Origin of the sequence: Paenarthrobacter sp. RAF54_2 (assembly GCF_052113945.1) — a bacterium.
Classification (GTDB): Bacteria; Actinomycetota; Actinomycetes; order Actinomycetales; family Micrococcaceae; genus Arthrobacter.
On sequence record NZ_JBFRDV010000008.1, the window covers coordinates 47,707 to 60,570 of the forward strand.

A 12,864-nucleotide genomic window follows, 5' to 3' on the forward strand; every position below is an offset into this window, starting at 1 on the left:
GCTAGCGGACCTCAAGCTCCTCCAGCGTCTTTCCCTTGGTATCCGAAGACAAAAGGGTGGCCAGCGCCGAGACAAGGCAGATGCCCAGAGTGGTCAGGCCGATGACCATGGGGATGTTCGCAGATCCTGGGGGAGCGATGGCCGTGAACAAGCTCGGGAAGAACGAGGCGATCATGAGGCCGATGTTTTGTGAAACTGCGAAGCCCGTCACCCGCATCCGCATAGGGAACTGCTCCTGGAAGAACGTGGCGAAAGTGGCGTTCCACATCTGGAACAGGATGCCCTGGACGATGACAACGCAGACGAAGATCAGCGGCAGGCTGCCCTGTTCGATCGCCCACAGGTACACCATGGTCAGCAAGCCGCCAGCTATGCCGCCTGCAACCATGAGTGTCCGCCGGCCAATCCGGTCTGACAATGCCCCGAACAACGGGATAGTTACCACTGCGGCTACGTTTGCTGCCATGGTCACCCAGAGGAATTCACTGCTTGAGAAGCCGTTGCCGTAGCTCTTCTGGGTAGCGAAGGACACGCCGAAGATCAGGGTGGCCATGCCGATGACGTTCGTGAACGTCATCGCAACGCATCGGACCAGGACCCACGGGTGGGTGCGCAGGAGGTCTGCAAGGGGGAAGCGGCGTTTGGTGCTTGGCTCTTCCGACTGCGCCAGGTAGGCGGGGGGCTCCTGCACGCGGCGGCGAATGATGTAGCCGGCCAAAATCACGACGGCGCTGAGAAGGAACGGCACCCGCCAGCCCCAGGAATGGAACTGATCATCAGGCAGGAGGGCGGCGAGCGGAATGAGGACAGCAGTGGCGAGGATCGAACCCACCTGCGTGCCTTGAAGGCTGAAGCTAGCGAAGAAGCCGCGCCTTGCATCGGGGGAGTGCTCTACGATCATCGCGCTGGCACCACCGAGTTCGCCAGCGACCGCGAAGCCCTGGATCAAGCGGAGAATCACCAGCAGGACGGGCGCAAGAAGCCCCACCTGCCCGTAGGTTGGCAGGAGTCCCACTGCGAAAGTAGCGAACCCCATGAGCAGCATCGCGAAGACGAGGACCCTCTTGCGTCCATGCCTGTCACCGTAAGCACCCAGGACCACTGCGCCGAGCGGGCGGGAAACGTATCCCACGGCATAGGTGGCCAGGGAGGCGATGATGCCTACGGTGGGGTTCTCCGTGGGGAAGAAGATCGTGGGGAAAAGCAGCGTCGCGGCCAGTGAATAGAGCGCGAAGTCGTAGTACTCCAGCGCGCTTCCGATCCAGCCGCTCATTGCGGCTTTCTTCGGGTCCTTCCGGCCGATGGTGTCGTCCTGGGTTGAAGGGGTATCCCTCCGGTGCGTGACGGTCATTCGCCGAACTCCTTTGTCGTCGTTGGCAAGGAACAAAAACTCTTCCAATCCAGGACTGAACAATGCGGTGCTCATTCAGCATGAGGAAGGTTACCTGTGGTTGATCCCACTCTTGAATCGATTCATTAATCATACGATGTGACCTGCGATACGTCAAAGGATCGCTGTCGGAAGAGTTGTTCAGGGAGACGCAACGGAAAAACGCACGACGGCGGCAGGTCGCCCCGGCACCCAAAGAACCGTTGGTTCGTCGGAACCGAAAGGCGAGCTGCCGCCGTCGTGATTTGATCAGGAAATCAGGCCATTCGGAGAAAGGCCCTGGTTAAGGCGCAACAGCAAGTTTCGCACTGAGGGACATGCCCAGCCGTGCCTGCAGTTCTGAAACGGTGGGCGGGTTGGCGCCGGAGCGGCTGACCGTGATGGCCGCGGCCATGGAGGCAGTTTTTCCGATGGTTTCCAGTGCTCCCGGCGCAAATCCTTCTTCGCCCTCTGCCAAAAGGCCGAAGATGAGGGCGGACATATAGGAGTCGCCCGCGCCGATGGTGTCAGCAACCTCGGTTTTCACGGAGGGGATGCTGAGCTTCGCGCTTTGCGTTGCGAGGAGGGCGCCGTCGGCGCCCATGGTGATGACGGCCAGGCGCGCCCCTTGCTCGAGCAGGCGGGACGTGACCTCGTCCGGAGACGCCGTCGGGTAGAGCCAGTGAGCATCTTCGTCGCTGAGTTTAACCACGTCCGTGAGCGGGAGCAGGTCCTCGAAGATAGTCTTTGCCTCGGCGTGGCTACCAAGGAGGGCGGGGCGGATATTGGGGTCATAGGTGACCAGGCACGACTTGTGGCCTTGCTCAAGAAGGGAGCGAACAGTGGAGGCTCCCGGGGCCAGGAATGTGGCGATGGATCCGGTGTGCAGGACTTTCGGGATCATGGCCGGCGCTACTGGAGCCAGTTCCCAGGCGATATCGAACTCGTAGCTGGCCGAGCCATCTGCCGCCAACGTGGCAGTAGCGGTGGCTGTGCGTTCAAGGGACGTTGAACCAGGAAGAAGCCGGACGCCTGCGCTCTGGAGGTGGTTGGCGATGGCGGTACCGTGTTCGTCTTCGCCGATTGCTGTGAGCAGCCCCGTGGATACGCCGAGCCGGCCAAGGCCGTAGGCCACGTTCGCCGGCGATCCCCCTGGATAGCTGATGGTTCCTTCGAGCGTGTTAACGATGTCGATCAGGGCTTCGCCGATAACAACAACATCCAGCTGGTCGTGGGCGGAGGTGCCCGGGGCAGGCTTATGCATCTCGGTTCTTTCGTCGGTACCGGCTGGACGGCCGGGTGTGGATCCGTCCGCGGACCTGTGGGCAGGTCCGCGGACGGAGAAGGGGGTTCCGTTGGCACGGAAGGTGCGGCCTGTCAGGCTTTGGCAGCACCTGTCATGATGGCGACGGCGTCGGTCATGGTGTGGGATTGCGGTGTGATGGTGGCCGCGCATTTGCCCAGGCGCTGGATGTGGATCCGGTCTGCCACATCGAACACGTGGGGCATATTGTGGCTGATCAGGATGACGGGCAGGCCACGGTCGCGAAGGTCGCGGACCAACTGCAGTACCTGGTTGGATTCACGAACGCCAAGTGCCGCCGTCGGTTCGTCAAGAACAACCACCTTGGATCCGAATGCCGCCGCACGGGCGACGGCGACTGCCTGGCGCTGGCCGCCGGAAAGGTTTTCCACGGGCACAGTGACGTCCTGCAGGGTGGAAATGCCCAACCGGGTCAGCTCTTCCTTGGCCTTTTTACGCATGCCCTTGGTATCGAGCATCCGGAAGATGCTCCCCAGGGGCCCGGGAAGGCGCTCTTCACGGCCGAGGAACAGGTTCGAAGCGACATCGAGGGCCGGCGAGACGGCCAGGTTTTGGTAGACCGTTTCGATGCCGTGGACGCGGGCGTCCTGTGGCCGCTTGAAGTGGACCTGCTGTCCGGACACGAAGATTTCTCCTGTGTCCGGAACTTCGGCGCCGGTGAGGCACTTGATGAGCGTGGACTTACCGGCACCGTTATCGCCGATGATGGCCAGGACTTCGCCGGGGTAGAGATCCAGGTTGACGCCGTCGAGGCCAACCACGCGGCCGAACGTCTTCACGAGGTTCCTGGCTTTGAGGATGGGCTCGCGGGTTTCGGTGTGTGAGGCTGTAAATTCAGTCATGGTCATGACTTGACCTTTCGGATCCACTGATCGACGGATACGGCGATGATGATCAGGATGCCCACCGCGAGGGTCTGGTAGAGCACGTCCAGGCCAGCGAGGGAGAGGCCATTGCGGAAGACGCCGACGATCAGCGCTCCGAGCAAGGAACCCCAGATGGAGCCGCGGCCACCGAAGAGGCTGGTTCCGCCAATCACGACGGCGGTGATGGAGTCCAGGTTCAGATCGACGCCGGCATTGGGGCTTGCGGCGTTGGTACGGCCGATCTGGATCCAGGCGCCGACGGCAAGGACGGCTCCTGCAGCCAGGTAGACACTCATCAGGACGCGGTTGACGGGAATGCCCGCCAGGCGGGCCGCTTCCTTGTCATCGCCCACGGCGTAGAGGTGCCGTCCCCAGGCGGTTTTGCCCAGGATGAAGGCGACGACGATGTAGAGCACGAGCATCATGACGACACCGGTGGAGATCCGGACGGGCCCGATCGGGAAGGTGCTTCCCAGCCAGGTGAGCACGCCAGGCATGGCGGATCCGCGGACGGTGCTGCCACCGGAGTAGAGCAGGGTCAGGGCGATGAAGATGTTCAGGGTTCCCAGCGTGACGATGAACGGCGGGAGCCGGAAACGTGTCACGAGGAAACCGTTCAGTGCACCTGACGCAAGTCCCACGATCAAACCTGCGATGAGTGCCAGTGGACCTGGGACACCACTGCCGACAGCCATCTGCGCGATCACCATCGAGGACAGGATCATGACTGCGCCGACGGAAAGGTCGATTCCGGCGGTCAGGATGATGAGCGTCTGAGCGATGGCCAGGGTTCCAACGACGGCGACCTGCTGGGTAATCAGGGAAAGGTTCTCTACCCGAAGGAAGCGGTCGTTGAGGAGTCCGAAGACCACCACGGCGATCAGCAGGACAATGGCCGGGCTGAGGGCGGGGTAGCGGTGGAGGATGTTGCGGATTCTGCTGAGGGGTGTTTGGCGGTCGAGGAATTCCTCGGCCAGGTCAGCGTGCCCCGCGCTCGGGGGGCCGGCGGTCTGTTGCTGGGTCACTTTAGGTTGCTCCTGAACTTACTTGCCCCAGCAGATCTGGGAAGCGTCGGTGGTGGTGATGCTCTTCACGCCGTCTACGGGCTTGTCCGTGACGAGCTCCACTCCGGTGTTGAAGAAGTCCAGGCCCTCGGAGTTGGCAGGCTTCTTGCCGGTCTTTGCGAGGTCAACAATGGCCTTGACACCAAGCTCGGCCATCTTGACCGGGTACTGCTGTGCCGTGGCACCGATCACACCGGACTTGACGTTGTTTACGCCTGAGCAGCCACCGTCAACGGAGACGATCAGGGCGTCTTTTTCCTTGCCCGCGGATTTCAGTGCTTCGAACGCGCCGGCAGCAGCAGGCTCGTTGATCGTGTAAACGACGTTGATGTTGGGGTTCTTGGCCAGCAGGGTCTCCATGGCGGTACGTCCGCCATCTTCAGCGCCCTGGGAAGCCTGGCTGCCGACGATTTCGTACTCGCCACCCTTGCCGCCGGTGTACTTGCCCGTCTTGGCTTCGTCGCCGTTCTTCTTCTTATCGGCGGTGTCGATGCCCAGGCCGGTCAGGAAGCCTTGGTCACGGTTATAGTCAACGGACACCACCTTGTCATCGAAGAGGTCCACAAGTGCGATCACAGCTTTCTTGCCCGCCAACTGCTGGGCAGTCCACTTGCCGATCAGCTCGCCGGCGGCAAAGTTGTCAGTGGCAAACGTGATGTCAGCGGCATCGGCCGGGTCCGGCGGGGTGTCAAGGGCAATAACGAACAGGCCAGCGTCCTTGGCCTTCTTCAGGGCATCCACTACGGACGGGCCGTTGGGGGTGATGAGAATTCCCTTGTCGCCCTTGGAGATCGCGTTTTCAATGGCCTGGATCTGGGTGTCCTCGTCGCCGTCGGCCTTGCCTGCGGCAAGCTTGAGATCAACGCCGTCCGCCGCGGCAGCCTTCTTGGCGCCATCCTGCATCGACACAAAGAACGGGTTGGAGGTGGTCTTCACGATCAACGAAACGCCGATCTTTTCGTCACTGCTCGCGCTAGACGACGGCGAGGAGCCGCCGCCGCAGGCAGTCAGGCTTAGTGCGCCCAGCGTCAGGACTGCGCCGGCGGCAAGAAGACGGGTCTTTGCCGACCTCGAGGCTTTGGAACTCAACATTGAAACTCCTGTTTTTTGTGGCTGCTCATGGCGAGTGATTCCCCCATGACAACGTTGTCAGGTAACATGTAACCAAGCTCACACAGTGCAGTCAAGTGTTAATTGAAGTTGAGGAGCAATTCGTTGACAACGATGTCTAATCGTTACCAAGCCGACCCTGCGCGCAAGCCCCCCACGATGAAAAACGTCGCTGATCTTGCCGGGGTTGGCATCAAGACGGTCTCAAGGGTGGTGAACGACGAACCAGGCGTTTCGGAGGAAACCCGTCAGCGGGTCCTGCGGGCAACGGAGCAACTCCAGTACCACCTGGACATCACAGCCGGCAGTCTGAAGCGGTCCGGCCGCAAGACCCAATCAATCGGACTGTTGCTTCCGAGCGTGTCCAACCCCTTCAGCGGTGAGATTCACCGCGCGATGGAGGATGCCCTCGGTGAGCGGGGAATTGCTGTCTTCGCCTCGAGCCTGGATGACGACCCGGACCGGGAAAGGAAGTTGATTTCGGCTTTCCTGGGGCGTCGCGTGGATGGTCTTGTGCTGACCACGATCGCGAAGAGCCAGGCCTACATGATCCCCGAACACTCCCGTGATCTGCCTTTGGTGTTCATCGACCGTGAGCCTGTGGGTATCGAGGCAGATGCGGTGGTCACGGACAATGAGGTGGGTGCCGCGGCGGCAGCCGCGCATCTCATCAAGCATGGCCACACCAAATTGGCTTACCTCGGGGACCGGACCGATATCCAGACCGCCGTGAAACGCCGCGCAGGTTTCCTGGACGAGGTCGGCAGGTCCGGGATCGCCACCTCCACCGTTGCGGTCCGGGAGAATCTTCACGACGAGGAAACGGCCCTCAAGGCTGCGCACGAATTGCTCACATCGGAGAACCCGCCAACCGCGATATTCTCCAGTCAGAACCTGGTAACTTTCGGTGCCATGCGGGCGCTGAAATCCCTCGGTGAGCAGCACAAAGTTGCTTTGGTCGGATTTGACGACTTCACCCTGGCCGACATGATGGAGCCGGGAGTAACCGTGGTTGCCCAGCACCCTGAACGCATCGGAAAGCTCGCTGCAGAACGGATCCTTGCAAGGATCGACGGCGACAATCGCTCACCACAGACGTATATCGTCCCGACGGAACTCATCCCCAGGGGCTCCGGCGAGATACTGCCCCAGAACTAACCAGAAGCAATCCCGATTCAATCGATCAAAGGACCGGACATGACCAAAACTTTGTACGCAGAATTCACCGTCAAGGAAGGCAGCGAAACCAGGGTCGCTGAAATGATGACAGAACTCGCAGGGCACGTGCGCCAGGAACCAGGCAACGTTACGTTCCTGCCCTACACGCGGGAAACCAATCCGCGGGAATATTTCGTGTTCGAGGTCTACCGCGACGAGGAAGCCTTCCAGGAGCACATTGGCGCAGAATACGGCCGAAAGTTCAACGCGGAGTTGGCTGATCACATCGAAGGCGACGGGTCCGTCCTCACCTGGCTCACGCCCGTATCGTAGCCTTCCGCCCGGCCATGCCAGACTGGACGCATGTTTCCCCGTCCTGAGAAACCGCGCACTTTGTCCAAGAGCGACCATTTGGCTGTCAGGCTCGACGACGCGTGGCTGAGGTTCCAGACGCGCCTCGCCATCCGGAGGGGTCGAGTGGAAACGGTCATCCCGTACACCGGATACGGCACTACTTCCTGGGTCCGGGTGCTGGCCAGGGTTGTTCGCAGCGACCCCCGGGACGCCGCCGGCCATGCCAACCCCTTGCAGGAGAGCATGCGCGGCTGGCGGAACTTCATTAGTGCGCCCGTCGCTCATGCAGCCGTACGGGTGACCATTGCAGGCACAGTCCATGACGTCGAAGCCGACCGTGGGGGCGTCGTCGATGTCCGCATTGAAGCAGCCCTGGATCCCGGCTGGCACACGATCACCCTGCAATCCAGGAGTTCCGGAATCGTCGAGGCTCCCGTGGAAGTCGTGGCGGACGACGCAGACTTCGGTGTGGTTTCCGATATTGACGACACCGTGATGGTGACAGCCCTTCCCCGACCGTTCCTGGCGGCCTGGAACACGTTCGTTCTCAATGAGCATGCGAGGACACCGACGCCGGGCATGGCAGTCCTCTACGAGAGGATCGCCAGGACGGCACCCACGGCGCCGGTGCTCTACCTGTCCACCGGGGCCTGGAATGTGGCGCCCACACTGTCACGGTTCCTGTCCCGCAATCTGTACCCCGCAGGGCCCAAGCTGTTGACCGACTGGGGACCGACGCCGGATCGATGGTTCCGCAGCGGCAGGGAGCACAAGCGCACTTCGCTGGAGCGCCTGGCAGAGGAGTTCCCCCGCATCAAGTGGCTGCTCGTAGGCGACGACGGACAGCACGACGAAGCCATCTATTCCGAATTCGCACATCGCCACCCGGAGAACGTCAGGGCGATCGCCATCCGGCAGCTCTCCGTCGGCGAAGCGGTGCTCGCCGGCGGTAGGTCAAAGTCCGGGGGACAACCGACGCCGGGAATCCCATGGATCTATGCTCCGGACGGTGCCGGGATGTCAGCGCAGCTCGAGGAACTCGGCATCATCCAGAGCAGTGTGCGCTCAGCGGACGAGCCGGAGCAAGGCGACTGAGGTAGCTGTGAAAACACGTCGCTGAGGACCGCCACATGGCGGTCCTCGCCGTTCCTTTTGAGGGCTTTTGGCGGTTAGCTTCGTGGTCGGGCGCACCTAGGCTTGCTTCAGGTCACGACGAAGTGGCCGAATTTATGGAGGTCAAGATGAAATCGGTACATAAAGCGCCACCTTTTGATCCGGAGCTTGGGGCGACACTTGTGGCATTGGGTGATCTGATCACTCCCACGCTGACACCTGACATGATCGAAGGCATGCGGCAGTCCTTCGTAGCGACTCCTATCGAGGATCTCTTGGCCGGTCGCCCAGTAGAACATTTTGAACGGACCATTCCAGGGCCCGTAGGGGCTCCAGATCTCATCGTGTCCATTTTTCGGCGGATAGACCACGAGCCTGGCGGACCCGGAATCTTCCACATTCACGGCGGCGGAATGGTCATGGGCGATCGGTTTCTTGGCGCGGATTGGCTCATTGAGTGGGTAGAGCTTTTGGATGCCGTGGCTGTCTCTGTCGAATATCGTCTTGCCCCTGAAAACCCGGACCCGGCGCCCGTGGAAGACTGCTACGCGGGTCTGGAATGGGTGGCCGCGAATGCTGCAGAGCTGGGCATTGATCCTGGTCGCCTCATTGTTGCCGGTGCGAGCGCAGGTGGAGGGCTTGCTGCCGGTGTTGCCCTGCTGTCACGCGATAGGGGTGGCCCTGAACTGGCCGGTCAGCTCCTGATCTATCCAATGCTCGATGACCGCAATGACACGATCTCCAGTCGCCAAATTGATGGCATCGGCGTGTGGGACAGGACGAGCAACGATACCGGCTGGGACGCGCTCCTCGGCGACCGTCGGAAGACAGAGGACGTTTCCATCTACGCGGCGCCGGCCCGGGCTGAGGATCTTTCAAACCTTCCTCCCACTTTCATCGATGTGGCCTCCGCAGAGGTTTTCCGCGACGAAGACATTGCCTACGCTTCCACCATTTGGGCCTGCGGGGGTGACGCGGAGCTTCACGTGTGGCCCGGCGGTTTCCATGGGTTTGATATTTTCTTTCCCCAAGCAGCGCTCTCCGTCATGGCACGGGAGGCCCGCACCCAGTGGCTTCGACGCATTCTGGATGCCTGAACCCACGTCCGGCTGCCCGTCATGCATTGCCGCAGCAGCCGGACTGGGCCACCATTAACTTCTCGAAGACCAAAGGTGGCGGGCGATAGTTATGCAAGGACTCGTGTGGCGCCTCAAAGCGCTCGATCCCCAGGCCTCGGAAAGCCTCAAGGTCATCACGTATTTCGACGCGCTGGTCAACAGCCGGGCGAATGCAGAAATGCTCATCCGCGGGGCGGCGGTACTGTGTGACTGTTCAGTTGGCTTTGCCATGGATGGCCGTTCCATGTGCGTTGATGCATCTGGACAGAGGATGCCGGAACAACAAGGTGAGTGGCCTTCCAAGGAGTTTGGTGCCGACGGGCGGGCATGGATTGAGCGCGCCAGCCCCGGGTTCGTCAATGATGAATTGATCCTGGAACGGCTCGCGATTGCACTGGGCATCTTTTGGGATCGAACGAGTCCCGTAGCAGCCACGCGACGCGCAATTGAGACGATCATCAGCAGCGAGTCCTCATTGGAAAGACGCATGGAGGCGGCAGCCCTTCTGCACTTGGAGCGCACTGGCTCATACAGGGTTCATACAATCCCTGCGGTGATGCCAATGCCCGGATCGTCAGCGGTAGTTCACACGGAATTCGGTGCAATCCGGGCATTCATTCGCCCGTCCATGGCGACTGCGCCACAGGATACGAGGGCAGGAATCGGCTTGGCCACCGTCCCCCAGGAGCTGGACAGATCTTGGCAGACAGCACTCCTGGCCCTCAGACTTACCAGCCCACACCGCCCGATTCACAATGCCGACGATCTTGGGAGCCTCATTGTCCTTGCTGAAAGGGCAAGCGAGGCCACTCACGAACCGGCTGACGTTACGGCCTTGAAGCTGCTGATCGCAGAACAGCCTAAGGCATGGCGAATGCTCGAAGCCATTGCTGAATCAGGCAGCCTGCGCGCCGTGGCCGGTCAACTCAATCTGCATCACTCGAGCGTCCAGAACCGCGCAAGCGAGTTCACGTCCGCCCTGGGCTTCGACATCCGAACGCCCTCCGGCCGCGTGCGCCTTACGCTGGCGCTTACTTTGTTCCTGCTTGCCACCAACAGATTCGACTAAGGAAGTAAACCTCGACGGCGGTGGCAGCCCCGGGTGGGTGACTAGCCGACGTCGTGGTTTTACGAAGCGGACCGCGAAAGCAGCCGTCAGGATTCCAGCACGCGCTTCAGGTTCTGGACAAAGACCTTGTTTCGCCGGGGAACCATGTACGCCATCATCGGGGTCATGAGAACCTTGAGCCCGCTTGGTTGCATCTCCACGCCTCGAGTGAAGCGGGCGCCTTCCCCGGCTGCCTCCACCGTGTAAGTGATGCGTGGCTGCAATCCTGCGAAGTCGGCTCGATATTGCAAGCGCGAGCCGGGCCTGACATCCACGGCTGTGAATGTGCCGTCGGTCTTGCCCATGAAGGGTTTGAAGTTCAGTGGGTAGGTCTTGCCGACGATTGGGACAGGGTCGGTTTGGTCAGGCACGCTGGCAATGTCAACGTGCCAGTTCGGTTCGTTGCGAAGGTCCGCCACGTACTGGAAGACCTCTTCCGGTGTCCGGGCGATGACAACGCTCTCTGCAGATTTGATCATGGCTCCGTGGCGCCTTTCGCTTCCAACTTTTTCAGGCCCATTCGCAGTGAGCTTGCCACCGGCGCGCCCCGGGTCACGACGATCATGAAGGCGGCCAGGCGACCCATGAAACTTGTGGGCTTACGGTTCCAGGTAACGTGAATGCGTGAACCGCCAGACTCGTTGGGTGTGATTCGCGCATTCACGTAGCTTCCCGGCGCGCAGAAATTACTCTCCTGGACAGTCCACTTCACTTCGTCGGGGTTTGCCCAGTCGTAGTGTTCCTTGGCCCAGATCACGCCACCGGGAGCTTTGCTTCCTTCTCTGATGTCCGCGAAGGTATCGCCCACCTGGTAAACCTCGTACATGAGTGGGTAGATGCCTGGCCAGATCTCCGGCCGTCGTGGGCTAAAGTCCAGCAAGGCCTCCCGTACCTTCCCCGGCGGGACGACCGAATCCACGTCCACTTCCACTTTTGGCATGTCAGCTTCCTCACCTGATGCTTCCAGTGTGGTCGTTTCCCGCAGCCGCGCAAGGGTTTTGGTAGTGGCTAACCGCCCGCCTGACTTAGCACGGCGACGTCCTTCGGCGACCCCACTGAGCCGCGGCGCACGAGTCGCGCCTCCAACGGCGGCCCGGCAGGCAAGGAAGACTTCCTGCCCTCAATCTGCCGGATCAGCGCGGTAGCGGCAGCCATTCCCATCTCGTAGACGGGCTGCGCGATGACGGTGAGCGGGGGAGTGGTGAGGCGGGTCCAAGCGAAATCGTCGTACATCAGGAGGGACACATCCGAGGGGATGGAGAGGCCGGATTCCTGGATGGCCTCCACAACGCTCAAGGCGATGAGGCCATCGGAGGCAATGATGGCAGTGGCAGCATCCGGCCCCGTCAGCAGGTCACGGGTGATTCGCATGATGGAATCGGCGTCGCCGGCGTCAAGGCGGACCAGGTCTATCGGCTGGTTGAGGCCCTCGTCTTCGAAGGCGCGGCGGATGCCCTCAAGGCGGTCCGAGATTTGCGAAGAATCCAGCGTCATCCCCGCCACGTAGGGTCCGTCTGTCCGAACGGTCGAGACGAACGCGATGCGTCGATGGCCTGCCTCGATAAGGTACTTGGTGGACTCGTAGGAGATGGCGCCCATGTCCACGGCGAACGTCTCGACGTCGACTCCTTCGGCGGCGCGGTCCAGCAGGACCAGGGGCCGGCCGGAGTCGCGGACCTCCTTCAAGTGCGAGGTTTCCACGGATGAAGCGGGAGCCACGATCAGCCCGTCAACGCGCTTGTCCAAGAGCACCTGGACGGCGTCCACCTCGGCGGCCCGTTCTTCATCGGTGTTGATCAGGATGACGTTGTAGCCGCTCTTCTTCGCGGTGTCGGTGATGCCCCTGGTGGCCAGTCCGAAGTGCGGGTTTTCGATATCGCCCACCACCACGCCAATGGTGTTGGATTTGCCCGTGTTCATGCTGCGCGCAAGCTCGTTGGGGCGGTAGCCAAGCCCTTCGGCAGCGGCGAGAACCCGCTCCCGGACGTCCTCGCTGACCGCGCCATAGTTGCCAAGGGCGCGTGCGGCTTGGGCCTTGGAGACTTGCGCGGCTTTGGCGACGTCGGCAACTGTCACGTCCCGCCGTCGGGATCCATCAGTACTCATGTTCACCTTTCTGAAGTGGTGTTGACGCGGCCTGTGACTTCCGCTACATTTTCAATCAATCGATGTGAGTCCGGTCTCAATCCTAGGGGCTGAGACCGGACTCAACAAGACCCCGCATCGAGTAAGACCCCAAAAGCGGCCCAGACAGCACCGCTGGCCCTCCCCACGATTGGA

The 12,864-nt window shown here is 61.3% G+C and carries 13 protein-coding genes; 5 read left to right on the forward strand and 8 right to left on the reverse strand.

The genetic code is table 11. The features are described from left to right. Position 1 precedes the first annotated feature (1 nt). The 5 genes from AB4Y87_RS09865 to AB4Y87_RS09885 all read right to left on the reverse strand — a co-directional run bounded on the left by AB4Y87_RS09865 (position 2) and on the right by AB4Y87_RS09885 (position 5,715). Complete coding sequence (locus AB4Y87_RS09865) at positions 2–1,351, reverse strand: MFS transporter (protein WP_442004166.1); 1,350 nt, start codon at positions 1,349–1,351, stop codon at positions 2–4. Positions 1,352–1,673: 322 nt separating this feature from the next. Beyond that, positions 1,674–2,633, reverse strand: coding sequence for a carbohydrate kinase family protein (locus AB4Y87_RS09870; protein ID WP_442004167.1), 960 nt, complete (start codon positions 2,631–2,633; stop codon positions 1,674–1,676). A gap of 113 nt (positions 2,634–2,746) precedes the next feature. After that, positions 2,747–3,541, reverse strand: a complete 795-nt coding sequence (locus tag AB4Y87_RS09875) for an ATP-binding cassette domain-containing protein (RefSeq protein WP_442004168.1) — start codon at positions 3,539–3,541, stop codon at positions 2,747–2,749. Next, positions 3,538–4,584: an ABC transporter permease gene (locus tag AB4Y87_RS09880; RefSeq protein ID WP_442004169.1), complete on the reverse strand. Its 1,047-nt coding sequence runs from the start codon at positions 4,582–4,584 to the stop codon at positions 3,538–3,540. Before AB4Y87_RS09880 ends, AB4Y87_RS09875 begins: the two co-directional genes overlap by 4 nt. An 18-nt stretch (positions 4,585–4,602) precedes the next feature. After that, complete coding sequence (locus AB4Y87_RS09885) at positions 4,603–5,715, reverse strand: substrate-binding domain-containing protein (RefSeq protein ID WP_442004170.1); 1,113 nt, start codon at positions 5,713–5,715, stop codon at positions 4,603–4,605. A gap of 177 nt (positions 5,716–5,892) precedes the next feature. Between AB4Y87_RS09885 and AB4Y87_RS09890 the strand changes: the two genes are divergently transcribed. From AB4Y87_RS09890 to AB4Y87_RS09910, 5 genes are all read left to right on the forward strand, one after another. Next, on the forward strand, positions 5,893–6,891 hold the full coding sequence (locus AB4Y87_RS09890; protein WP_442004171.1) for a LacI family DNA-binding transcriptional regulator: 999 nt from the start codon (positions 5,893–5,895) through the stop codon (positions 6,889–6,891). A gap of 39 nt (positions 6,892–6,930) precedes the next feature. Further along, the gene (locus AB4Y87_RS09895; RefSeq protein WP_442004172.1) at positions 6,931–7,224 is read left to right on the forward strand and encodes a putative quinol monooxygenase; all 294 of its coding nucleotides are present in this window, start codon (positions 6,931–6,933) and stop codon (positions 7,222–7,224) included. A 30-nt stretch (positions 7,225–7,254) separates the two neighbouring features. Next, positions 7,255–8,340: an App1 family protein gene (locus tag AB4Y87_RS09900; RefSeq protein WP_442004173.1), complete on the forward strand. Its 1,086-nt coding sequence runs from the start codon at positions 7,255–7,257 to the stop codon at positions 8,338–8,340. 146 nt (positions 8,341–8,486) lie between these two features. Continuing rightward, positions 8,487–9,455, forward strand: a complete 969-nt coding sequence (locus AB4Y87_RS09905; RefSeq protein WP_442004174.1) for an alpha/beta hydrolase — start codon at positions 8,487–8,489, stop codon at positions 9,453–9,455. 91 nt (positions 9,456–9,546) lie between these two features. Continuing rightward, entirely contained in the window at positions 9,547–10,545 is a 999-nt protein-coding gene (locus AB4Y87_RS09910) for a helix-turn-helix domain-containing protein (protein WP_442004175.1), read from the forward strand. Between the two features lie 86 nt (positions 10,546–10,631). Here the strand turns inward: AB4Y87_RS09910 and AB4Y87_RS09915 are convergent, their stop codons facing one another. The 3 genes from AB4Y87_RS09915 to AB4Y87_RS09925 form a co-directional block, all read right to left on the reverse strand. Continuing rightward, complete coding sequence (locus tag AB4Y87_RS09915; protein ID WP_442004176.1) at positions 10,632–11,063, reverse strand: SRPBCC family protein; 432 nt, start codon at positions 11,061–11,063, stop codon at positions 10,632–10,634. Next, positions 11,060–11,524 carry a hypothetical protein gene (locus tag AB4Y87_RS09920; RefSeq protein ID WP_442004177.1) on the reverse strand — a complete coding sequence of 155 codons (465 nt, stop codon included), beginning with the start codon at positions 11,522–11,524 and terminating at the stop codon, positions 11,060–11,062. The genes AB4Y87_RS09915 and AB4Y87_RS09920 overlap by 4 nt, the downstream gene beginning before the upstream one ends. Before the next feature lie 68 nt (positions 11,525–11,592). Further along, entirely contained in the window at positions 11,593–12,690 is a 1,098-nt protein-coding gene (locus AB4Y87_RS09925; RefSeq protein ID WP_442004178.1) for a LacI family DNA-binding transcriptional regulator, read from the reverse strand. Positions 12,691–12,864 lie beyond the last annotated feature (174 nt).

What these genes read in the sequence shown, in the direction of transcription:
- AB4Y87_RS09865 (WP_442004166.1), bottom strand. Translation starts at nt 1,351, where the DNA reads ATGACCGTCACGCACCGGAGGGATACCCCTTCAACCCAGGACGACACC.
- AB4Y87_RS09870 (WP_442004167.1), bottom strand. Translation starts at nt 2,633, where the DNA reads ATGCATAAGCCTGCCCCGGGCACCTCCGCCCACGACCAGCTGGATGTT.
- AB4Y87_RS09875 (WP_442004168.1), bottom strand. Translation starts at nt 3,541, where the DNA reads ATGACCATGACTGAATTTACAGCCTCACACACCGAAACCCGCGAGCCC.
- AB4Y87_RS09885 (WP_442004170.1), bottom strand. Translation starts at nt 5,715, where the DNA reads ATGTTGAGTTCCAAAGCCTCGAGGTCGGCAAAGACCCGTCTTCTTGCC.
- AB4Y87_RS09890 (WP_442004171.1), top strand. Translation starts at nt 5,893, where the DNA reads ATGAAAAACGTCGCTGATCTTGCCGGGGTTGGCATCAAGACGGTCTCA.
- AB4Y87_RS09895 (WP_442004172.1), top strand. Translation starts at nt 6,931, where the DNA reads ATGACCAAAACTTTGTACGCAGAATTCACCGTCAAGGAAGGCAGCGAA.
- AB4Y87_RS09900 (WP_442004173.1), top strand. Translation starts at nt 7,255, where the DNA reads ATGTTTCCCCGTCCTGAGAAACCGCGCACTTTGTCCAAGAGCGACCAT.
- AB4Y87_RS09905 (WP_442004174.1), top strand. Translation starts at nt 8,487, where the DNA reads ATGAAATCGGTACATAAAGCGCCACCTTTTGATCCGGAGCTTGGGGCG.
- AB4Y87_RS09910 (WP_442004175.1), top strand. Translation starts at nt 9,547, where the DNA reads ATGCAAGGACTCGTGTGGCGCCTCAAAGCGCTCGATCCCCAGGCCTCG.
- AB4Y87_RS09915 (WP_442004176.1), bottom strand. Translation starts at nt 11,063, where the DNA reads ATGATCAAATCTGCAGAGAGCGTTGTCATCGCCCGGACACCGGAAGAG.
- AB4Y87_RS09920 (WP_442004177.1), bottom strand. Translation starts at nt 11,524, where the DNA reads ATGCCAAAAGTGGAAGTGGACGTGGATTCGGTCGTCCCGCCGGGGAAG.
- AB4Y87_RS09925 (WP_442004178.1), bottom strand. Translation starts at nt 12,690, where the DNA reads ATGAGTACTGATGGATCCCGACGGCGGGACGTGACAGTTGCCGACGTC.